General features: G+C 59.1%; 20 protein-coding genes. 11 read left to right on the top strand and 9 right to left on the bottom strand.

Translation table 11 applies throughout. From position 1 onward, the window contains the following. Positions 1-587: 587 nt before the first annotated feature. Both BBJ66_RS07355 and BBJ66_RS07360 read left to right on the top strand, forming a co-directional pair. Positions 588-929, top strand: a complete 342-nt coding sequence (locus tag BBJ66_RS07355; RefSeq protein WP_071085996.1) for a hypothetical protein — start codon at positions 588-590, stop codon at positions 927-929. 242 nt (positions 930-1,171) lie between these two features. Next, positions 1,172-1,513, top strand: a complete 342-nt coding sequence (locus BBJ66_RS07360) for a hypothetical protein (RefSeq protein WP_071085997.1) — start codon at positions 1,172-1,174, stop codon at positions 1,511-1,513. A 137-nt stretch (positions 1,514-1,650) separates the two neighbouring features. On the opposite strand, the gene BBJ66_RS07365 is transcribed toward BBJ66_RS07360, so the two are convergent. After that, positions 1,651-2,049, bottom strand: coding sequence for a hypothetical protein (locus BBJ66_RS07365; protein WP_071085999.1), 399 nt, complete (start codon positions 2,047-2,049; stop codon positions 1,651-1,653). Further along, positions 2,046-3,323, bottom strand: coding sequence for a tyrosine-type recombinase/integrase (locus BBJ66_RS07370; RefSeq protein ID WP_071086001.1), 1,278 nt, complete (start codon positions 3,321-3,323; stop codon positions 2,046-2,048). Before BBJ66_RS07370 ends, BBJ66_RS07365 begins: the two co-directional genes overlap by 4 nt. 260 nt (positions 3,324-3,583) lie before the next feature. Between BBJ66_RS07370 and BBJ66_RS07375 the strand changes: the two genes are divergently transcribed. The 4 genes from BBJ66_RS07375 to BBJ66_RS07390 all read left to right on the top strand — a co-directional run bounded on the left by BBJ66_RS07375 (position 3,584) and on the right by BBJ66_RS07390 (position 6,528). Next, a complete protein-coding gene (locus BBJ66_RS07375) occupies positions 3,584-4,054 on the top strand; it encodes a RidA family protein (protein WP_003579028.1) in 471 nt (156 codons plus the stop codon). After that, positions 4,051-4,770 carry a glycerophosphodiester phosphodiesterase gene (locus BBJ66_RS07380; RefSeq protein ID WP_049735221.1) on the top strand — a complete coding sequence of 240 codons (720 nt, stop codon included), beginning with the start codon at positions 4,051-4,053 and terminating at the stop codon, positions 4,768-4,770. Before BBJ66_RS07375 ends, BBJ66_RS07380 begins: the two co-directional genes overlap by 4 nt. A 78-nt stretch (positions 4,771-4,848) precedes the next feature. Next, complete coding sequence (locus tag BBJ66_RS07385) at positions 4,849-6,039, top strand: GNAT family N-acetyltransferase (RefSeq protein WP_049735222.1); 1,191 nt, start codon at positions 4,849-4,851, stop codon at positions 6,037-6,039. Positions 6,040-6,096: 57 nt separating this feature from the next. Then, a complete protein-coding gene (locus BBJ66_RS07390) occupies positions 6,097-6,528 on the top strand; it encodes an HIT family protein (RefSeq protein WP_049735223.1) in 432 nt (143 codons plus the stop codon). 93 nt (positions 6,529-6,621) lie between these two features. On the opposite strand, the gene clpA is transcribed toward BBJ66_RS07390, so the two are convergent. The 6 genes from clpA to BBJ66_RS07420 form a co-directional block, all read right to left on the bottom strand. Further along, on the bottom strand, positions 6,622-9,114 hold the full coding sequence (clpA, locus tag BBJ66_RS07395) for an ATP-dependent Clp protease ATP-binding subunit ClpA (protein ID WP_049735224.1): 2,493 nt from the start codon (positions 9,112-9,114) through the stop codon (positions 6,622-6,624). Positions 9,115-9,124: 10 nt separating this feature from the next. Then, entirely contained in the window at positions 9,125-9,475 is a 351-nt protein-coding gene (gene clpS / locus BBJ66_RS07400; protein ID WP_003586692.1) for an ATP-dependent Clp protease adapter ClpS, read from the bottom strand. Positions 9,476-9,751: 276 nt separating this feature from the next. Continuing rightward, entirely contained in the window at positions 9,752-10,123 is a 372-nt protein-coding gene (locus BBJ66_RS07405) for a phasin family protein (protein ID WP_071086003.1), read from the bottom strand. 273 nt (positions 10,124-10,396) lie between these two features. Then, positions 10,397-10,600: a DUF3126 family protein gene (locus tag BBJ66_RS07410; protein WP_037094675.1), complete on the bottom strand. Its 204-nt coding sequence runs from the start codon at positions 10,598-10,600 to the stop codon at positions 10,397-10,399. Between the two features lie 139 nt (positions 10,601-10,739). After that, on the bottom strand, positions 10,740-11,573 hold the full coding sequence (gene cysE / locus BBJ66_RS07415) for a serine O-acetyltransferase (protein ID WP_012557537.1): 834 nt from the start codon (positions 11,571-11,573) through the stop codon (positions 10,740-10,742). 140 nt (positions 11,574-11,713) lie between these two features. Then, positions 11,714-12,499: an alpha/beta fold hydrolase gene (locus BBJ66_RS07420; RefSeq protein ID WP_049735226.1), complete on the bottom strand. Its 786-nt coding sequence runs from the start codon at positions 12,497-12,499 to the stop codon at positions 11,714-11,716. 155 nt (positions 12,500-12,654) lie between these two features. On the opposite strand from BBJ66_RS07420, the gene BBJ66_RS07425 reads away from it, so the two are divergent. Both BBJ66_RS07425 and BBJ66_RS07430 read left to right on the top strand, forming a co-directional pair. After that, positions 12,655-12,900 (top strand): zinc-finger domain-containing protein, encoded by a 246-nt coding sequence (locus BBJ66_RS07425; protein WP_003539274.1) that lies wholly within the window; start codon positions 12,655-12,657, stop codon positions 12,898-12,900. Positions 12,901-12,927: 27 nt separating this feature from the next. Beyond that, a complete protein-coding gene (locus BBJ66_RS07430; protein WP_071086004.1) occupies positions 12,928-14,082 on the top strand; it encodes an FAD-dependent monooxygenase in 1,155 nt (384 codons plus the stop codon). 9 nt (positions 14,083-14,091) lie between these two features. Here BBJ66_RS07430 and BBJ66_RS07435 read toward each other — a convergent pair whose 3' ends face one another. After that, positions 14,092-15,282: a cystathionine beta-lyase gene (locus BBJ66_RS07435; protein WP_071086006.1), complete on the bottom strand. Its 1,191-nt coding sequence runs from the start codon at positions 15,280-15,282 to the stop codon at positions 14,092-14,094. Between the two features lie 360 nt (positions 15,283-15,642). Between BBJ66_RS07435 and BBJ66_RS07440 the strand changes: the two genes are divergently transcribed. The 3 genes from BBJ66_RS07440 (at position 15,643) to BBJ66_RS07450 (ending at position 19,129) form a co-directional block, all read left to right on the top strand. Further along, on the top strand, positions 15,643-16,668 hold the full coding sequence (locus BBJ66_RS07440) for an amino acid ABC transporter substrate-binding protein (protein WP_071086009.1): 1,026 nt from the start codon (positions 15,643-15,645) through the stop codon (positions 16,666-16,668). A gap of 102 nt (positions 16,669-16,770) precedes the next feature. Beyond that, positions 16,771-17,973, top strand: a complete 1,203-nt coding sequence (locus BBJ66_RS07445; protein ID WP_049735230.1) for an amino acid ABC transporter permease — start codon at positions 16,771-16,773, stop codon at positions 17,971-17,973. Between the two features lies 1 nt (position 17,974). Next, positions 17,975-19,129: an amino acid ABC transporter permease gene (locus BBJ66_RS07450; RefSeq protein ID WP_049735231.1), complete on the top strand. Its 1,155-nt coding sequence runs from the start codon at positions 17,975-17,977 to the stop codon at positions 19,127-19,129. Positions 19,130-19,135: the final 6 nt, after the last annotated feature.

The following is a 19,135-nucleotide window of genomic DNA, read 5'->3' on the forward strand; positions in this document are numbered from 1 at the left end:
AGCTCTGAAATCGACATATGTCCAAGCCCTCTTTCGAGGCTGAACATCGACAATCATACGCTGATCCGGAAGGTGGGGTCAGCACAGCGCTTACTAATAAGCCCCCTTTATATAATGTTCAACGTTGAACATATTGCCTGTATCATCACCCCTTTATGCAATGTACAAAATCATATGTGAAAGCATTGTAATATTTTAAATTTTCCTTTGCACAAACCGTTATGCAAGGTTTGTGCAATGTGCAAAATTTTGAGCTCGATTTTGTCGAGCATCTACTGGATCGCTTTGCACATGTGCAACGCTTTGCACAACGCGTTGTGCAAAGCAAACTTGCTGCTATCAACGCTCCAAAAGCGCCGTCACACCCCAAGTACGAAAACGTCGCTCCAGACAGGCTCGACGCCTGTTTTTTTTTTTCCACTGCGAGCGCTCTCAAGGGGCTCATTTCACCCGACGACAAAATACAGCGAATCTAAACGGGATTCAAAATGAATTGCTCGCTTTGAACAAACCCGGATGTGCCATCCTACCCTTGGCAACCGAAGCGTGCTATCCGAGGCCCAGCAATCTCAACTAGAGCGGACAGCATGCGCAGCTTCCTCACCCTCGCCTTCGGTGTCGTCCTCACTGTGGCACCAGCTAATGCATCGGCGATCCAACGAGAAGAGGCGATTGCGGTAGGCGAAATTATGACTGCATCTGGTGAGTGCATGGACATGAACCAAACGAGTGAAGGCGAAACCCTTGCAGAGGTGGTGTTCGCGTTCGCGAAGCATGAGCCGAGCCTTTCTGACTTAGTCGAGGAAGGACAGGACTCATTCCAAAATCAAATCAAAACAGAAGGTAGGGTGCGAGCGTGCGCCGACGTGATCAGGCGCTATCCTGATCTGCTAATGATCGAGAACCAAGAAGGGGAAGAAAGCAACTAGCTTGCTGCCGAGGTTCCCGTACTTGTCAATCAGCACCGAACATCCTCGATGGGCGCATGTCAGCCAAACTGAAAAAAAAAATCGTAAGGCCAGATGCGGACACCTGTGGACACTGTGGAACGCTCCTGAACAGCACACACGCCGCCACCTAATCCATTGTATTTACATGCCTAATTGACACTTGAGCCAAAGCCTCTAAGCTGGTCGATGCAAACCCAAACCAAGCGAAAAGGAGACTGGAAGTGTCGAAGTTTATCAAGTTGACTGTAATTGAATCTGACGCTGATGACATACCCATTTGGGCGAGTGAGAACCAAATCACCAGTCCGACGTGGATAAACGCCGACAAGATAACTCGTTACTATGAGGGGAGTGAACCTGTTGGCTCACACATCGAGCTTTCAGATGGCCGCGAAGAAGTTCTGGCAGTTGTTGAGACCCCGGAAGCGATCCTCGCTCTGATCGAAGGTCGCCCGCTTCCCAAGCCTCCCGCCGAGGAACGGGCCGTGACGAAGATCGTGCTGGCCCGCCCAACACCTGTGGCAGGCAGCAAAGTGCCGCACTCGCTCAGCAGCGCGATTTAGCGACAAGTCCGACCGACGTATTAGCGGCGACCGAACGCTCGTCAGCGACCAAATATGAGACCAGGAAAAACCCCGCTTATTGGCGGGGCTTTTTTTTTTTGTTTTGTGGATCGAAATAGAGGCGCGGCTTGTTCCTGCTACTCCGGTAGGGGATCACCATCGCGCAGCGCTCTGAACTCCGCAAGTGTCACGTGCCGAAGATGTTCCGGAACCGCGTATCCGGCGTCAACGGCAAGGATCACCCTTGGATCGATCTCTTGAGCTTCGGCTTTCGCTGGCCGGGCATGAACCGGCGCAGCAGGAATAGCCTCACCATGATCATCCTGATCAGCAACCTCTCGGTTGCGGAGGGCCATGACATCTTCATACCGATAAAGAGGCCGTGTAGCCGGTGACCATGAGACCTTCTGGAGATCGAATTGCTGCCGTAGCTGCCAGAACCGGGTACGCCCAAGGCCGATAAGTTTCGCAGCAGCAGTCGCGGATAACAGCGCGGTCTTCGGGATAGCACTAGGGGTTGTGTCCTTCTTCTTCATGCTGCGTGCTCCTCAATGCCCTGTGCAGCATGGGTCTTGTCAATCTTGTTGGTAGTTTCGTTTGAACTACCATCGATAAAATCGGCCCAATATTTCAGAGCCTCACCGCGCTTTGCGAGGCCAGGTGCGCGGCGGTACGCCTTCGCAGTCGCATCCCCGACCTTGTGCCCGAGCGTTTCCTCAGCAGTGTTCCATGACACGTTCGTTTCGTCGCCAAGATACTCGCGCAGTGATGAGCGGAACCCATGAACCGATACGCCAGCAGGAAGTAGGTGTTGAAACGCGTTATGCGACAGTCGCGGGGATCGCAGGTCAGCCCAAACATGCGCAGGGGTTTCCACAGGGCGCTTAGTATGCGCGTTGATCTCGCTGACCATACAATCGACCATGTCGAGTTGCTGCCGCAGTATCTCAGCGGCCCTACGGGTTAGGGGTACCACGTGCTCTCGGCGTTGCTTCGTGCGCTCAGCGGGGATCGTCCAGATAAATTTCCCGAGATCAAGTTCGTCACGCAGCATACCCGCTACCTCCTCTTTGCGCGCCCCCGTCAGGATCAGCAGTTCAAAGGCACGTGCGGCGCGGCTGTCCTTTGCGCGTAGCGATGCGACAAACGCCGGGACATCGGAATAGGGCATGGAGGGGTTGTTGCCGCCTTTGTATTCCAAGGATGTGAGGCGACCGACGCGTGAGGTCATCGCCGGGTTATCCTCGCGGAGTTCAGACGCGATGGCCGTTTCCATCGTGCGCCGTATGACCGACAACGCATTCTTCTTCGTGGTGGGCCGGTCATCGAAAACAGCAAGGGCCTTGGCAATATCGACGCCGCGAATGTCCTTGATGAGCATGGAACGCAGATCGCCCAATTCCTTGACGACGCGATTCCACTGCTCAATGGCCCCTTCGAACGTCCATTTCTTGCGCAGGACGTCACGGGTGTCGTTGGCGCATTGCTCGAAGGTCACGGAATCCCGTGTTGCTTCTGCTGCTGCACGGTCGCGCTCAACCAAGGGATCGAGGCCCTTTGCGATCAGCGCCCTACCCTCTGACGCTTTCTCACGAGCGCTGGCGAGGGAAACGGTAGCCAACGTGCCAAGGCCCATCTCACGACGTTTGCTGGTGACGGGCGACGTGAACTTGAAAAGCCAGCGAGCCCCGAACTTGTCTATAACGAGCGTGAGGCCACCCCCGTCATTATGTGCGCCGTAGCCTTCTGTCCCTTTCTTGGTAGTGGATTCAATTCCTCGTGCCGAAAGCCTGTGTAATTCTCTTGCCATCAAAAGGCTCCTATGATCACTTCGACCGGGAAACGCACCACGCTGTGGCATCGGAGCCCGTACTGTGCCCACATCGTACCCCCACTCTATCCCCCATTTGCGTCCTGCATTTGTGCGAATAGGTGTGAACACTCACGAACATGATATCGAAATAGTCTAGGAAATTCAATAACCTAAGACACACGAAATGAACAGTCAAAAACACCGAAAGTCGCCACCTCGTGGTTTTTGAAGCATTGACAACAAAAGCGGAGACGAAAATGTCCGATGAAATTGCAAAGCGCCTGACTGAGATGGGGATAACCCTGCCCGAAGCCGCAGCCCCTGCTGCAAATTACGTTCCCTACGTCATCAGCGGCAATCTTCTCTACATCTCCGGCCAGTTGCCGCTCGAAGGCGGCAAGATCGCCGTCTCCGGCCATCTCGGCAAGACCGTCGACGTTGCCGCCGGCCAGCGCGGCGCCGAACTCTGCGCCATCAACATTCTTGCGCAGGCGAAGGCGGCACTTGGCGGCGATCTCGGCCGTATCCGGCGCGTCATCAAGCTGAACGGATTCGTCGCCTCGGCGCCCGACTTCGTCGAGCAGCATCTCGTCATCAACGGCGCTTCGAACCTGATTGCCGGCGTGCTCGGCGAGGCCGGCAAACATGCGCGTGCCGCTGTCGGCATGGCTGCCCTGCCGCTGAACGCCGCCGTCGAGATCGATGCTATCATGGAAATCGCAGAATGACCAATGCGGCCTGGATCCGGGACGTGCCGGTCGCCCATCGCGGCTATCACGATCTCAATAAACTCGTCTGGGAAAATACGCTTTCGGCCTTCTCGCGCGCCGTCGAAGCGGGCTTTGCGATCGAATGCGATCTGCATTACGCCTCCGACGGCGTGCCGGTCGTCTTTCACGACGAAGACCTGCAGCGGCTCTGCAATCTCACCGGCGACGTCCGCGAGCGCACCTCGCGCGAGCTCGGGCTGATCGCCGTCGGCGGCACTGGAGACAAGGTGCCGACGCTCCGCCAGCTCCTTGATCTCGTGCAGGGCAAGGTGCCGCTGGTGCTGGAGCTCAAGGGCCGAGAGGCCGATGACGAGGGTTTCGCCGAAGCCGTGCTCGAGGTGCTTGAGGGCTATGAGGGCAAGGTGGCGCTGATGAGCTTCGACCACTGGCTGCTGCGCGATCTGAAGGCGCTTGGCGCACCCTACCCGCTCGGGCTGACCGCCAACGGCAACACGCCGGAGGAATTCGCGACGCATGCCAAGGCGATGGAGATCGGTCTCGATTTCATCTCCTATTATTATGACGACCTGCCGAACGCCTTCATCTCAGGCGAACGCGAAAAGAGAATCCCCGTCATCACCTGGACGGTGCGCGACGAAGAGGCGCGCCGGCGGACCTTCGCCAACGCGGACCAGATGACCTTCGAAGGCTTCGACCCGCGTGTGGCGGTTTGACGCTCGCTTTTTGGCCAAGATCATGCGCAGATTGAGGAAAAGCCGAAACCGCCCGCCCACAGGCTTCGCATTTGCCCCATGACCGATGACCTCACCATTCGCGTCGAACGCTCCTTCACAGCGATTTCCCCGGAAAGCTGGTCCAGGCTTTCCGGGGCATCGAAGAACGGCACGACGCTTGCCTACAACCCATTCGTTTCACACGCCTTTTTATCGTCGCTGGAGGAATCCGGTTCTGCCGATGCCGAGACCGGCTGGCTCGGCCACCACCTGCTGCTCGAAACCGATCGCGGCGAACTGATCGGCGCCCTGCCCGGCTATCTCAAAAACCACAGCCGGGGCGAATATGTCTTCGATCATGGCTGGGCCGACGCCTTCGAGCGGGCCGGCGGGCGTTATTACCCCAAACTTCAGTGTTCCATTCCGTTCACGCCGGCGACAGGCCCGCGCCTTCTCGTTGCCGAGGGGCTACAGCGGCTGCCTGTCCAAAGCGCGATTGCCGAAAGCCTGAAGGAGGTCGTGCGCCGGCTCGGCGTCTCCTCGGCCCATATCACCTTTGTGCCGGATGAGGAGATCGGCGTCTTCGAGATGGACGGCTATCTTCACCGCACCGACCAGCAGTTCCATTTCATCAATGACGGCTATGCCAATCACGAGGAATTTCTCGAAACGCTTGCCTCGCGCAAACGCAAGGCGTTGCGCAAGGAGCGCCGTGCCGCCCTCGAAAACGGCATCAGCATCGACTGGCTGACCGGCCGCGACCTGACGGAGCGCATCTGGGATCAGTTCTTCAACTTCTACATGGATACCGGTGGCCGCAAATGGGGTCGGCCCTACCTCACCCGCCAATTCTATTCGCTGATCGGCGAGCGCATGGCCGACGACATCCTGCTGGTCATGGCCAAGCGCGACGGGCGCTATGTCGCCGGCGCGATCAACTTCATCGGCGGCGATACGCTCTATGGCCGTCACTGGGGCTGCATCGAGGATCATCCCTTCCTGCATTTCGAGGTCTGCTATCACCAGGCGATCGACTTCGCCCTTTCGAAAGGGTTGAAGCGGGTCGAGGCCGGCGCCCAGGGCGAACACAAGCTGGCGCGCGGCTACCTGCCGGTGACGACGCATTCGGCCCATTATGTCGCCCATGCCGGCCTTCGCCGCGCAATCGGCGACTATCTCGCCCGCGAGCGCGCCGATGTCGAACAGATGAGCGAGCTGCTCGCCGAGCACAGCCCGTTCCGCAAGGGCGAGCGTCAGCAGGAGGATTGACGCCGCCCCGCCGGCCGCGTTACCCGATCAACGACTGCAGAAAGAGGAGATTTCGCGATGACCAACCCGGCCGCTTATGACGACAACAATATCTTCGCCAAGATCCTGCGCGGCGAAATTCCCTCGCACCGTATCTATGAAGACCAGCATACCGTCGCCTTCATGGATGTGATGCCGCAGGCGCCAGGCCATGTGCTGGTCGTTCCGAAGGCAGCATCGCGCAATATCTTCGATGCCGATCCCGTCACCCTCACCCATGCCATTACAGTCGTCCAGAAGGTCGCCAATGCGCTCAAGGACGTCTTCGACGCCGACGGCGTGTTCATCGCCCAGTTCAACGAACCGGCTGCCGGGCAAACGGTCTTTCATCTGCATTTCCACGTCATCCCGCGCCATGAGGGCGCCGCACTCAAGCCGCACTCCGGCAAGATGGAGGATGGCGCCGTGCTTGCGGCCCATGCCGAAAAGATCAGGGCGGCCCTGGCCTGACATCGATCCCGAAGCGAGGCAGAGGCTACCGAAAGAGCAGAAACCGAAAAAGGCCGCGGATGACGCGGCCTTTTTCAATTCCATGACGAAAGCTCACTTCTTGCGCGGGACCTTCGGAACCGTGGTGCCCTTTTTCGGGGCGTCACGGACCTCGGGCTCGGCCTGCGGGACCGTCTTGGCGCGGGTCTTGGGCGCCGCCTTGGTCTTCAGCTCGCCATCGCTTTCGCCGTCGGCATCGGGATGGACGACTTCGGCTTCCGGCTTCGGCTTGATCGGCGCCGTATCCGGGATGGCTTCCAGCACGATGCCAGGCTTGCCGTCTTCCTTCGGACCGACCGTGACGTTGACGACGCCGCCCTTCTTCAGCTTGCCGAAGAGGATTTCGTTGGCAAGCGGCTTCTTGATCGTATCCTGGATCACGCGGGCAAGCGGGCGGGCGCCCATCTTCTCGTCGTAACCCTTTTCCGAAAGCCAGGCGATCGCATCCTCATGCAGGTCGAAGGTGACGTTCCTTTCGGAAAGCTGGGCCTCCAGCTGCATGATGAACTTCTGCACGACCTTGTGGATGACGGCCGTCGGCAGTGCCGCGAAGGGAATGATCGCGTCGAGGCGGTTGCGGAATTCCGGCGTGAACAGGCGGGTCAGCGCCTCCTCGTCCTCGCCGGTGCGCTTGGACGAGCCGAAGCCAATCGCCGCCTTGGCCATTTCGGACGCGCCCGCATTCGTCGTCATGATCAGGATGACGTTGCGGAAGTCGATCTTCTTGCCGTTGTGGTCGGTCAGCGTGCCGTGGTCCATGACCTGCAGCAGGATATTGTAGATGTCGGGATGCGCCTTCTCGATTTCGTCGAGCAGGACCACACAATGCGGGTGCTGGTCGACGCCATCGGTCAAGAGACCGCCCTGGTCGAAGCCGACATAGCCGGGAGGTGCACCGAGCAGGCGCGACACCGTATGCCGCTCCATGTATTCCGACATGTCGAAGCGCAGCAGCTCGACGCCGAGTGACGATGCCAGTTGCTTTGCCACCTCGGTCTTACCGACGCCGGTCGGACCGGAGAAGACATAGGCGCCAATCGGCTTGTTCGGCTCGCGAAGGCCGGCGCGCGCCAGCTTGATCGAGGTCGACAGGGCTTCGATGGCAATATCCTGGCCGTAGACGACCGAACGCAGTTCCTGCTCGAGATTGGCAAGCACCGCTTCGTCATCCTTGGAGACGGTCTTCGGCGGAATGCGCGCCATCGTGGCAACCGTCGCCTCGATCTCCTTTTCGGTGATCAGCTTGCGGCGCTTCGACGGCGGCAGCAGCATCTGGGCAGCACCCGTCTCGTCGATCACATCGATTGCCTTGTCCGGCAGCTTGCGGTCGGAGATGTAACGGGCCGACAGTTCGACGGCCGACTTGATGGCGTCGTTGGAATAACGCAGGTGATGATATTCTTCGAAATAGGGCTTCAGGCCCTTCATGATCTCGATCGCATCGTCGATCGACGGCTCGCTGACGTCGATCTTCTGGAACCTGCGGACCAGCGCCCGGTCCTTTTCGAAGAACTGGCGATATTCCTTGTAGGTGGTCGAGCCGATGCAGCGGATCGCGCCCGACGACAGGGCCGGCTTCAAGAGGTTCGATGCATCCATGGCGCCGCCCGAGGTGGCGCCGGCGCCGATCACCGTGTGTATCTCGTCGATGAACAGCACCGCGCCCGGATATTCTTCCAGTTCCTTGACGACCTGCTTCAGGCGCTCCTCGAAATCGCCGCGGTAACGCGTGCCGGCGAGCAACGTGCCCATGTCGAGCGAGAAGATCGTCGCATCGGCCAGCGCTTCGGGAACCTTGCCTTCGACGATGCGCTTGGCAAGGCCTTCGGCGATCGCCGTCTTGCCGACGCCGGGATCACCGACATAGAGCGGATTGTTCTTCGAGCGGCGGCACAGGATCTGGATGGTGCGGCTCACCTCGGCGTGACGGCCGATCAGCGGGTCGATCTTGCCGCCCTTGGCCTTCTCGTTGAGATTGACGCAATAGGCCTTGAGCGCATCCTGCTGCTTCTTGGGGCCGCCCTCTTCCTCGCCGCCGCGCGCCGTCGGCTTGCTGCTTTCGGCTTCCTCCTCGGCGCCGCGCGGGGGGCGCGCTTCCGAAGCGCCCGGGCGCTTGCCGATGCCGTGGGAGATATAGTTGACGGCGTCGTAGCGGGTCATCTCCTGCTCCTGCAGGAAATAAGCGGCATGGCTTTCGCGCTCGGCGAAGATCGCGACGAGCACGTTGGCGCCGGTCACCTCTTCGCGGCCGGACGATTGCACATGGATGACGGCACGCTGGATCACACGCTGGAAGCCGGAGGTCGGCTTCGAATCCTCGTCATATCCGGTAATCAAATTGGAGAGTTCGTTATCGACATATTCGACGAGCGTCTTGCGCAGCGCGTCGAGATCGACGTTGCAGGCGCCCATAACCGCGGCCGCATCGGCATCGTCAATCAGGGCGAGCAGCAGATGCTCGAGCGTCGCATATTCATGATGCCGCTCGTTGGCAAAGGTCAGTGCCTGATGGAGCGCCTTCTCTAAACTAGGCGAAAATGTTGGCACGTTCAGATCCTCACTTCTTTTCCATGACGCATTGTAGCGGATGCTGGTGCTGCCGGGCGAAGTCCATCACCTGGCTGACCTTCGTTTCCGCCACCTCGTATGTGAATATTCCGCATTCGCCGACGCCGTGGTTATGGACATGGAGCATGATGCGGGTGGCACTTTCACGATCCTTTTGAAAAAAACGCTCCAGAATATGGATGACGAATTCCATGGGCGTGTAGTCGTCATTCAAAAGCAGCACGCGGTAGAGATTGGGCTTCTTGGTCTTCGGCTTGGTGCGTGTGATGACCGAGGTTCGATTTCCGTTCTCCCCGTTCCTATCGCTGTCGTTCTGCATCCGGATCGGCTTTGCGATCATTGTCATTCATTCCTCAAGCAATCCGGCGGAGCATGGGAGGGTGCTTTTCCCGCCGAATATCTGAAACACTAACTTAGTTCATAATAGGCCGATTTTAAGCCCCCTGTCAGTCACTGCAATCAAGAAATGGCCGGCATGCACGGGAAAGACCAAAAAAGTCCCCGGCGATCCCATTGGAGGTGTTGCAGCGAAAGTAGAAACAAAAAGACCGGCCACAGATGCGTAGCCGGTCCTTAAATTTCAATATGTAGCGCAGGTTGCGCCGTCGCAATCAATTCATGCAGCGGCTGGTGTGGAAGGCTGGGCCTGCCTGGGGGTCTTGGCAACGGCAGCGGCGATCGGCGCTTCATAGGGCTTGTAGGCGGATTTGGCGAGATCGGCATACATCTCGCCGAGCTTCGTCGTCTCGGAGACGAGGCCTTCGAAATAGGACTTGACGTAATTGGTCTGAAGTTCGAAAGCGGCCTCGAAGCTCTTGACGCCGGCCAGGGTTTCGAAATGCGTCACCGCGTCCTGAAAGGATTTCTTCGAATAGTCAGCGGCTTCGGCGGCGATCGCCTGAAAGCCCTTGGTCGTATCGGAATAGGTTCTCAGCGCCGTATCGACGGCTTCCTTGCTCTTCCTGTTTGCATCGTCAAAGTTGAACATGACCGTCCTCCGTTGGGCTGTGGGATGGCGGCAGGGTAGCTGCAACGCACAAATAGTCAAGTAGTCTTGTGCGATGCAAAACATCCATTGGTTGTGCTGCGATTATAAAACAAAGGATGCGCGCCGGGGCACGTACGTCTTTAACTGATTTTGCTAATATATATCAGATCAGCGCAACCGGAGGCTTTAAATAAATTTTCGGGCCAAGCCCAGAAAACAAAAAAAGACCGAACGGATCGCGCCGTTCGGTCCTTTGAAAGCGTTCGAGCGCGATCAGAGATCGACGTCGAGGATTGCCATCGAAAAGTTGTAGGAGCGGTCGCCGTCCTCGTCATCGATATAGACGACGCCCAGAAATTCTTCGCCGAGATAGACTTCCGCAGAATCATTCTTGCGCGGACGCGCCTTGACGACGATCTGCGGGTTGAGCATGCGTTTGAAATAGGCGTCGAGCTTCTTGATTTCTTCAGGCTTCACTCTGTCATCTCCGTAAACGGTCTTGATTGGCCGCTTCTTGCACAGGAAAAGCAGCGGTGTAAAGGCAAGGTTGCCACTTGGCAATTTCCGTCCCCACTTGGGGCCTGCCGACTTTTCCCAATCCTTTTCCGGCAGCCGATCAGATATCGGCGCCGATCACCTGGTCCATGTTGCGCGACGGCTCGGAACACCCGGCCTCACCGACGACCTTGGCCGGCACGCCGGCAACGGTCTTCTTCGGCGGCACCGCCTTCAAGACGACGGAGCCGGCAGCGATGCGTGAGCAGTAGCCGATCTCGATATTGCCGAGGATCTTCGCGCCGGCGCCGATCATGACGCCGCTGCCGATCTTCGGATGGCGGTCGGCCCCCTCTTTGCCGGTTCCGCCGAGCGTCACGTTATGCAGGATCGAGACATTGTCGCCGATCACAGCCGTCTCGCCGACGACGAGGCCGGTGGCGTGATCGAGGAAGATGCCCTTGCCGATACGGGCGGCCGGATTGATATCGGTCTGGAAGACGCTGGAGGAGCGGCTTTGCAGATAGAGCGCGAAATCTCGCCGGCCGCGGTTCAGCAGCCAATGGGCGAGACGATGCGTCTGCAGCGCATGGAAGCCCTTGAAATAGAGCACGGCTTCCATGAACCGCAGGCAGGCGGGATCGCGGTCGTAGATGGCTTGGATATCGACGCGCAGAATGGAGCTCCATTCCGGCCAATCGGAGAGCATTTCCTCGAAGGTCTGGCGAAGCAGGTTCGCCTGCATGTCGGGGTGATCGAGACGTTCGCAGATGCGATGGATGACGCATTCCTCGAGCGAATGGTAGTTGATCACCGTCGAGTAGAGGAAGGCGGCGAGAACCGGATCCCGTTCGGCGGCGAGCCGGGCTTCCTCGCGCAGGCTGTCCCAGATGGGATCCATCACCTTCAGCGGATGGCCTGTCTCAAAAGCACGAATGTCAGTCTTGGCGACCATCGCCGCTCTCCTCGTTGCCAATGGGAATGCCGTTTTCGGAATGCCAATATATAGTGGAAAACGCCAATAACATAAATGGGTGCCGTCGCCATGGTTTTTTAGCATGGGGTTTCGGCATCACGATGATGTCACCACCGATGTCACCCACTGGCGACTTTCGCGTAGAAGGCCAGCACCGCCTGCTTGAAAACCCTGTCGCCGACGGCGAGCATATGATCGCGGCCCGGAATATCGAGCGCCTCGGCATCGGGCATCAGCGCCGCCAGTTCCTGCGGCGAGCCGGCGATATCATCCTTGGTGCCGACGCCGATCAGCGCCGGCATGTCGAGCTTTCCCATATCCGAACGAGCGACGAGATCGCGCGAGCCGCGGATGCACTCGGCAAGGGCGACGCGGTCGCTCTTGGTCTGCTCGGCGAAGGCCCGGAACATCCGGCCACGCTCATGAGCGACGTCCTCAAGTGAAGGAGCAAGCAGGGCATCGGCGATCGGATCCCAGTCGCCGACGCCGTCTGTCATGCCGATACCGAGGCCGCCGAGCACCAGCGAACGGACGCGATGCGGATTGGCAAGGGCGGCAAAGACGGAAATGCGCGCACCCATCGAATAGCCCATGACATTGGCTTCCGGAATGCCGAGATGGTCCAGAAGAGCGATCGCATCGCCGGCCATCACCCATGGACGATAGGCCTCAGTGTCGTGCGGCTTGTCGCTTGCGCCGTGGCCGCGATTGTCGATGGCGATCACCCGGTAGCCGGCATCCCCCAGCGTCTTCAGCCAGCCCGGATGCACCCAGTTGACGTTTGCTGTCGAGGCAAAACCGTGGATCAACAGGACGGGCACGCCGGCCGGATCGCCCTCATCGAAGAAGGCGAGCTGCAATCCGTCATGGGTGAAGCTTGAAAATGCAGGCGTGTTCAGGTTCATCGGGTCTTCCTTTTGGCGCGACCATAGTCGAGCGGCCTGTCAGCGTGAAGCCAAAACTGCGGCTAAAAACAGTACCCACCGCGGCGCTTTGGCTCTACACATTTGCGGCAAAGGCTTATAAGGTCCGCGCAGATTTCAAGCATTCGGAGAGCGACATGGCCGGCCACAATATTCCCCACTTCCAGAACGATGGCGGTCACCGGGTTATCGAAGTCGGCGTCAAGGAATTCATGTGCACCGGCGCTTCGGCCCCTTTCGATCATCCGCACATCTTCATCGACATGGGCGACGACAACGAGAAGGTCTGTTCCTACTGCTCGACGCTCTATCGCTTCAATTCGGCGCTGAAGCCCAGCCAGACCAACCCGGCCGGCTGCGTTTTCCACGTGAAGGCGGCTTAACCCGCCGAGATCCGGATCGGACTGATAATGCCGGTCGCACATGCCGCCATCATCGGCGCCGGGATATCGGGGCTGACCGCTGCGCTTTCGCTTTCGCGCCGGGGCATCAGTTCCGACATCTTCGAGCAGGCGGGCGAACTCACCGACATCGGCGCCGGCTTGCAGGTTTCGCCCAACGCCTCCCGCATCCTTGCCGAACTCGGCATCCTTGAAGGACTATCAAAGGTCTGGCTCGAACCGGAGACGATCCGGCTGATCTCGGGCAGTTCGCTGCGCCAGCTGGCGGCGGTACCGGCAGGCACATTCGCGCGGCAGCGCTGGGGCGCTCCCTATGGCGTCCTGCATCGCACGACGTTGCAGAAAGCGCTTCTGGCGGCTGTCGCGGCCGATCCGCTCTGCCGGCTTCGCCTTGGTATCAGGATGGAATCGGCGCTGCCGGATTTCGAGCGAGCGCCCGATGTCGTCATCGGCGCCGACGGCGTCTGGTCGAAGCTCCGGCAATTGGTTCCGGGCGGCCCCTCGCCCCGCTTTTCCGGCAATATCGCCTACCGCTTCACCATTGCCGCGGACGAAGCGCCTGGTTTCCTCGATCGCACAAGCGTTTGTGCTTTCCTCGGCGGGGCGGCGCATCTCGTCTGCTATCCTTTGAGGGAGACCGGCAGCTTCAACATGGTGGCGATCACCGCCGGCAATATCGCGCCGCAGGCCTGGCAAAGCGAACCGACGGCCGAGCAGCGCGCAGAGCTCAGGAAACGCTTTTCCGGCTGGAACGCGGCGATCGTCTCACTCTTCGAAGGACACCGGAAGCTGACATTCTGGCCGCTGTTCGAAACCACATCAGGCGCGTGGCAGGACGGCCGCAAGACGGTTCTGATCGGCGACGCCGCGCATGCGATGATGCCGTTTGCCGCCCAGGGCGCGGCGATGGCGATCGAAGACGCCTACGAACTTGCCGCCTTTCTTTCCAATCGTCCGGTGGCGGGCGCCCTGGCACTGTTCGAAAGACATCGTGCGCCGCGCATTGCGAAACTTCGCCAGCGCGGCGCCTTCAACCGGTTCGCCTATCATGCAAAAGGGCCGATCCGGATCGGCCGTGATCTGGTGCTCGGCCTCAAGCCGCCGCAAAGCCTGGCGGCGGATCTCGACTGGGTTTACGGCTATCAGTCCGTGCGCCTGCCATAGAGCGCAGGGTCAGACGGCGCTTGCGGCCGCAAAACCCCGTTCGATATCGGCCTTGAGGTCAACCACATCCTCAATGCCGATCTGCAGGCGGATGACCGCACCATCGGTCGGGGCTTTGGCGACCTTGCGATCGGCGAGATAGGCGTGCAAGGCGAGGCTTTCAAAGCCGCCCCAGGAATAGCCGAGACCGAAAATCCTCAACGCGTCGAGGAAAGCATGCGCCTTTGCTCTGGACTTCTCGGGACCATCGGCGGCAAGCACGAAGGAAAAGATGCCGCTGGCGCCCTTGAAATCGCGCTTCCACAGATGGTGAGAGGGGAAACTCGGCAGGGCCGGATGCAGCACACGGGCGACATCCTCCCTGCCCTCCAGCCATTCCGCGATATCAAGCGCGCTTTCATAATGCCGCTCGAGGCGCAGGCCCATGGTGCGCAAGCCGCGCAGGATCTGATAGGCATCATCGGGCGCGCCGCAGATGCCGAGCACGCCGTTCGCCTCCTTCAGCCGCTCCCAATGCTCGGCATTGGCCGACACCGTTCCGAGCAGGATATCCGAATGGCCGGACGGATATTTCGTCGAGGCATGGATGGAGATGTCGACGCCGTGATCGAGCGGCTTAAAATAGAGCGGCGTCGCCCAGGTATTGTCCATCATGACGACGGCGCCATGGCGGTGCGCCACTGCCGAGATCGCCGGGATATCCTGCATTTCGAAAGTATTGGAGCCGGGAGCCTCGGTGTGGACGAGCTTGGTATTGGGCCGGACCAGCGCCTCGATGCCGGCGCCGATCGACGGGTCATAATATTCGACCTCGACACCAAGACGCTTCAACATCGTGTCGCAGAAATGGCGCGTCGGGCCGTAGACCGAATCGACGACGAGCGCATGATCGCCGGCGGCGACGAAACCCAGGAAGGGAATGGTGACGGCCGCAAGGCCGGAAGGCACCAGGATCGTGCCGGCCGAGCCTTCAAGTGCGTCGATCGCCTCGCAGAGCGCATCCGTCGTCGGCGTGCCGCGCGTTCCGTAGGTGTATTTCTGCGCCCGCGTCTCCATCGTCCGCGCATTCGGAAACAACACCGTCGAGGCGTGCACGACCGGCGGATTGATAAAGCCGTGATAGTCGAAAGGATCATTGCCGATATGGGTCAGGCGGGTGTTGATGCCGGCATTCTGCAGCAAGCTGTCTTTGTCTTTCATGTCGGAAATAGCCTTTGGCAAAGGGGCACGAAAACCAGACTTTTGGACGCCCTGCCGTTTCCGGTCAACCCCTCGAAGAGCGGTTGCCGGCAACGCTGGAGAATGATGGAATTTCCGAATTTCGCGTTATTTTTCCGCAATCGGACGCCTATTTCCTAGCCAACCGCCCTCGAATGCGGCGCAATCTGCCAAAATTCTGAATTTTGCCGCAATTATTGATGGCGACACTTGACCATGGTGACATTTGCGACTGTGATAGGGCACTCGCGCCGGGAGGGTGTCGAGACAATGGGGGCGGCAGGTTTTTCCGCCGGAACTCCCCACAAGAAAATATAAGACAACGGAAAAGGTTGGGAAAAAATGAAGAACAAGCTTCTGTCCGCCGCAATCGGCGCAGCAGTTTTCGCTCTTGGCACCTCGGCTGCCTCGGCCACGACACTCACGGACGTCAAGGCCAAGGGTTTTGTTCAGTGCGGCGTCAATACCGGACTTACCGGCTTTGCCGCACCTGACGCTTCCGGCAATTGGGCTGGCTTCGACGTCGACTTCTGCAAGGCCGTCGCTTCGGCCGTCTTCGGCGACCCCACCAAGGTCAAGTACACGCCGACAAACGCGAAGGAGCGCTTTACCGCTCTGCAGTCCGGCGAAATCGACGTTCTCTCGCGCAACACGACCTGGACGATCAATCGTGACACAGCGCTTGGCTTCAACTTCCGTCCTGTCACCTATTACGACGGTCAGGGCTTCATGGTCCGAAAGAGCCTGAACGTGAAGTCGGCTCTCGAACTCTCCGGCGCCGCAATTTGCGTACAGTCGGGCACCACCACCGAACTGAACCTCGCCGATTACTTCAAGACGAACAATCTGCAGTACAATCCGGTCGTCTTCGAAAATCTTCCTGAGGTCAACGCGGCCTACGACGCCGGTCGTTGCGACGTTTACACGACCGACCAGTCCGGTCTCTATTCACTGCGTCTGACGCTCAAGAATCCCGACGAACACGTCATCCTTCCCGAGATCATCTCGAAGGAACCGCTTGGCCCGGCCGTCCGTCAGGGCGACGATCAGTGGTTCGACATCGTCTCCTGGACAGCTTATGCGCTCATCAATGCCGAAGAGTTCGGCATCACCCAGGCCAATGTCGACGAGATGAAGAACTCGCCGAACCCGGACATCAAGCGCTTCCTCGGCAGCGAGGCCGACACCAAGATCGGCACCGATCTCGGCCTGACCAATGATTGGGCCTACAACGTCGTCAAGGGCGTCGGCAATTATGGCGAAGTCTTCGAACGCAACATCGGTCAGGGTAGCCCGCTCAAGATCGCACGCGGCTTGAATGCTCTCTGGAACAAGGGCGGCATCCAGTACGCACCGCCGGTTCGCTAATCGAGCACTGGCATGAAATGCCGGGAAGGCGGCCAGCCGCCTTCCCACTTCCAAAAAGTTAAAAAGAAAGCCCGAAAACGGGCACAAGGGGATTGGCGCGGCATGACGCATGGGGCTGTGGATAGGACACCTTTGCATGACACCGGCTGGACTTTCCGGTCGGCAATGTACGACCCGAAATACCGGAGCATATTTTTCCAGGTTTTGACAATTATTGCCCTCGTGGCGTTTGTGTGGTGGGTGGCCCACAACACGGCGGTGAACCTTGCCCGCAGCAATACGGCATCGGGTTTCGGCTTTCTTCGCGGTCGCGCCGGTTTCGAAATCGGCCAGTCGTTGATCGGCTATTCAAGCGACTCGACTTATGCACGCGCACTTTTCGTCGGTATTCTGAATACTTTGCTGGTGGCGGTGACGGGTATCGTCACGGCGACCATCATCGGTTTCATTATCGGCATCGGCCGGCTGTCGCGGAACTGGCTGATTGCCAAGCTCTGCACGGTCTATGTCGAAATTTTCCGCAACATTCCGCCGCTGCTCGTCATCTTCTTTTGGTATCTCGGCGTTCTCTCCGTCCTGCCGCAGCCGCGCGAATCGGTAGGGCTGCCGTTCAGCATGTACCTCAACAACAGAGGACTAGCCTTCCCGAAGCCGATCTTCGAGACAGGCATGATCGCGGTCGGCATTGCTCTGGTGATTGCGATTGTCGCCACCATCATCATGGCGCGCTGGGCCCATAAACGGCAGGCTGCAACCGGACGGCCATTCCATACGGTATGGGCGTCGATCGCGCTGATTGTCGGCCTACCGATGCTGGTCTTCGTTGCCTCGGGCTTTCCGCTCACCTTCGACGTTCCCGTCGCCGGAAAGTTCAATCTGACGGGCGGCTCGGTTGTCGGCCCAGAATTCATATCGCTGTTTCTCGCCCTGTCCTTCTATACCGCCTCCTTCATCGCCGAGATCGTTCGCGGCGGCATTCGCGGGGTTCCAAAGGGACAATCCGAGGCAGCCGGCGCGCTGGGGCTGCATCCGTCGAGCGTGACGAGACTTGTCGTGGTGCCGCAGGCGCTGCGCATCATCATCCCGCCGCTGACGAGCCAATACCTGAACCTGACCAAGAATTCCTCCCTCGCCATCGCGATCGGTTTCTCGGATCTCGTTGCCGTCGGCGGCACAATCCTCAATCAGAGCGGTCAAGCGATCGAAATCGTGTGCATCTGGGGTATCGTCTATCTCAGCCTGAGCATTCTCACGTCGCTGTTCATGAATTGGTTCAATGCCAAGATGGCACTGGTGGAGAGATAAGATGTCGGTCGCCGATAAACCCTTCGTCAGAACGTCAATCCTTGCGGCCGAACCGCCCCCGCCCGGGGAAAGGGGAGCCGTTGCCTGGATACGCCGCAATCTCCTCGCCACCCCGAAAGACGTGATCCTGACCATCCTGGCTCTTGCGCTGATCGCATGGGCCGTACCGCATCTCGTCAACTGGCTGTTCATCCAGGCCGTATGGTCCGGGCCGGACCGTACATTCTGCGCAACGACGATCCAGGGCGGCATCCAGCCCGAGGGCTGGAGTGGCGCATGCTGGGCCTTCGTCAGTGCCAAGTACGATCAGTTTATCTTCGGCCGCTATCCGCTCGACGAGCGCTGGAGGCCGGCGATCGTCGGGATCCTGTTCATTGTGCTGCTGGTTCCGATGCTGATCCCTTCGGCGCCGCGCAAGGGCCTGAACGCCATTCTTCTGTTCGCCGTCCTGCCGATCATCGCCTTCTGGCTTCTTCACGGCGGCTTCGGCCTCGAAGTGGTGGAGACACCGCTCTGGGGCGGGTTGATGGTGACGCTCGTCCTGTCCTTTGTCGGTATTGCCGTTTCCTTGCCTTGCGGCATTCTGCTTGCACTGGGACGCCGCTCGAAGATGCCGGTCATCCGCATGCTCTGCGTTACCTTCATCGAGGTCATTCGAGGCGTTCCGCTGATCACCGTTCTGTTCATGGCAAGCGTGATGCTGCCGCTCTTCCTTCCCACAGGCTGGAACGTGGACAAACTCCTGCGCGCGCTGATCGGCGTTTCAATTTTCACGTCGGCCTATATGGCGGAAGTGATCCGCGGTGGCCTTCAGGCGATCCCGAAGGGACAGTTCGAGGGTGCCGATTCGCTCGGTCTCGGCTATTGGCAGAAGACCCGGCTGATCATCATGCCGCAGGCCATCAAGCTGGTGATCCCGAGCATCGTCAACACCTTCATCGGAACGTTCAAGGACACATCGCTGGTCACGATTATCGGCATGTTCGATCTGCTCGGTATCGTCAAGCTGAACTTCTCCGATGCCAACTGGGCAAGCGCCGTCACACCGATCACAGGTCTGATCTTCGCCGGGTTCATCTTCTGGCTGTTCTGCTTCGGCATGTCGCGCTATTCAGGCTTCATGGAACGCCATCTCGACACCGGCCACAAACGATAAGAATGA

This window comes from Rhizobium sp. RSm-3 (assembly GCF_001854685.1).
Taxonomy (GTDB): Bacteria; Pseudomonadota; Alphaproteobacteria; order Rhizobiales; family Rhizobiaceae; genus Rhizobium; species Rhizobium ecuadorense.

Excerpts from the sequence above, each read along its gene's own strand:
- BBJ66_RS07355 (WP_071085996.1), top strand. The coding sequence starts at position 588 with ATGCGCAGCTTCCTCACCCTCGCCTTCGGTGTCGTCCTCACTGTGGCA.
- BBJ66_RS07365 (WP_071085999.1), bottom strand. The coding sequence starts at position 2,049 with ATGAAGAAGAAGGACACAACCCCTAGTGCTATCCCGAAGACCGCGCTG.
- BBJ66_RS07370 (WP_071086001.1), bottom strand. The coding sequence starts at position 3,323 with ATGGCAAGAGAATTACACAGGCTTTCGGCACGAGGAATTGAATCCACT.
- BBJ66_RS07375 (WP_003579028.1), top strand. The coding sequence starts at position 3,584 with ATGTCCGATGAAATTGCAAAGCGCCTGACTGAGATGGGGATAACCCTG.
- BBJ66_RS07380 (WP_049735221.1), top strand. The coding sequence starts at position 4,051 with ATGACCAATGCGGCCTGGATCCGGGACGTGCCGGTCGCCCATCGCGGC.
- BBJ66_RS07385 (WP_049735222.1), top strand. The coding sequence starts at position 4,849 with ATGACCGATGACCTCACCATTCGCGTCGAACGCTCCTTCACAGCGATT.
- BBJ66_RS07390 (WP_049735223.1), top strand. The coding sequence starts at position 6,097 with ATGACCAACCCGGCCGCTTATGACGACAACAATATCTTCGCCAAGATC.
- clpS (WP_003586692.1), bottom strand. The coding sequence starts at position 9,475 with ATGATCGCAAAGCCGATCCGGATGCAGAACGACAGCGATAGGAACGGG.
- BBJ66_RS07405 (WP_071086003.1), bottom strand. The coding sequence starts at position 10,123 with ATGTTCAACTTTGACGATGCAAACAGGAAGAGCAAGGAAGCCGTCGAT.
- cysE (WP_012557537.1), bottom strand. The coding sequence starts at position 11,573 with ATGGTCGCCAAGACTGACATTCGTGCTTTTGAGACAGGCCATCCGCTG.
- BBJ66_RS07420 (WP_049735226.1), bottom strand. The coding sequence starts at position 12,499 with ATGAACCTGAACACGCCTGCATTTTCAAGCTTCACCCATGACGGATTG.
- BBJ66_RS07425 (WP_003539274.1), top strand. The coding sequence starts at position 12,655 with ATGGCCGGCCACAATATTCCCCACTTCCAGAACGATGGCGGTCACCGG.
- BBJ66_RS07430 (WP_071086004.1), top strand. The coding sequence starts at position 12,928 with ATGCCGGTCGCACATGCCGCCATCATCGGCGCCGGGATATCGGGGCTG.
- BBJ66_RS07435 (WP_071086006.1), bottom strand. The coding sequence starts at position 15,282 with ATGAAAGACAAAGACAGCTTGCTGCAGAATGCCGGCATCAACACCCGC.
- BBJ66_RS07440 (WP_071086009.1), top strand. The coding sequence starts at position 15,643 with ATGAAGAACAAGCTTCTGTCCGCCGCAATCGGCGCAGCAGTTTTCGCT.
- BBJ66_RS07445 (WP_049735230.1), top strand. The coding sequence starts at position 16,771 with ATGACGCATGGGGCTGTGGATAGGACACCTTTGCATGACACCGGCTGG.
- BBJ66_RS07450 (WP_049735231.1), top strand. The coding sequence starts at position 17,975 with ATGTCGGTCGCCGATAAACCCTTCGTCAGAACGTCAATCCTTGCGGCC.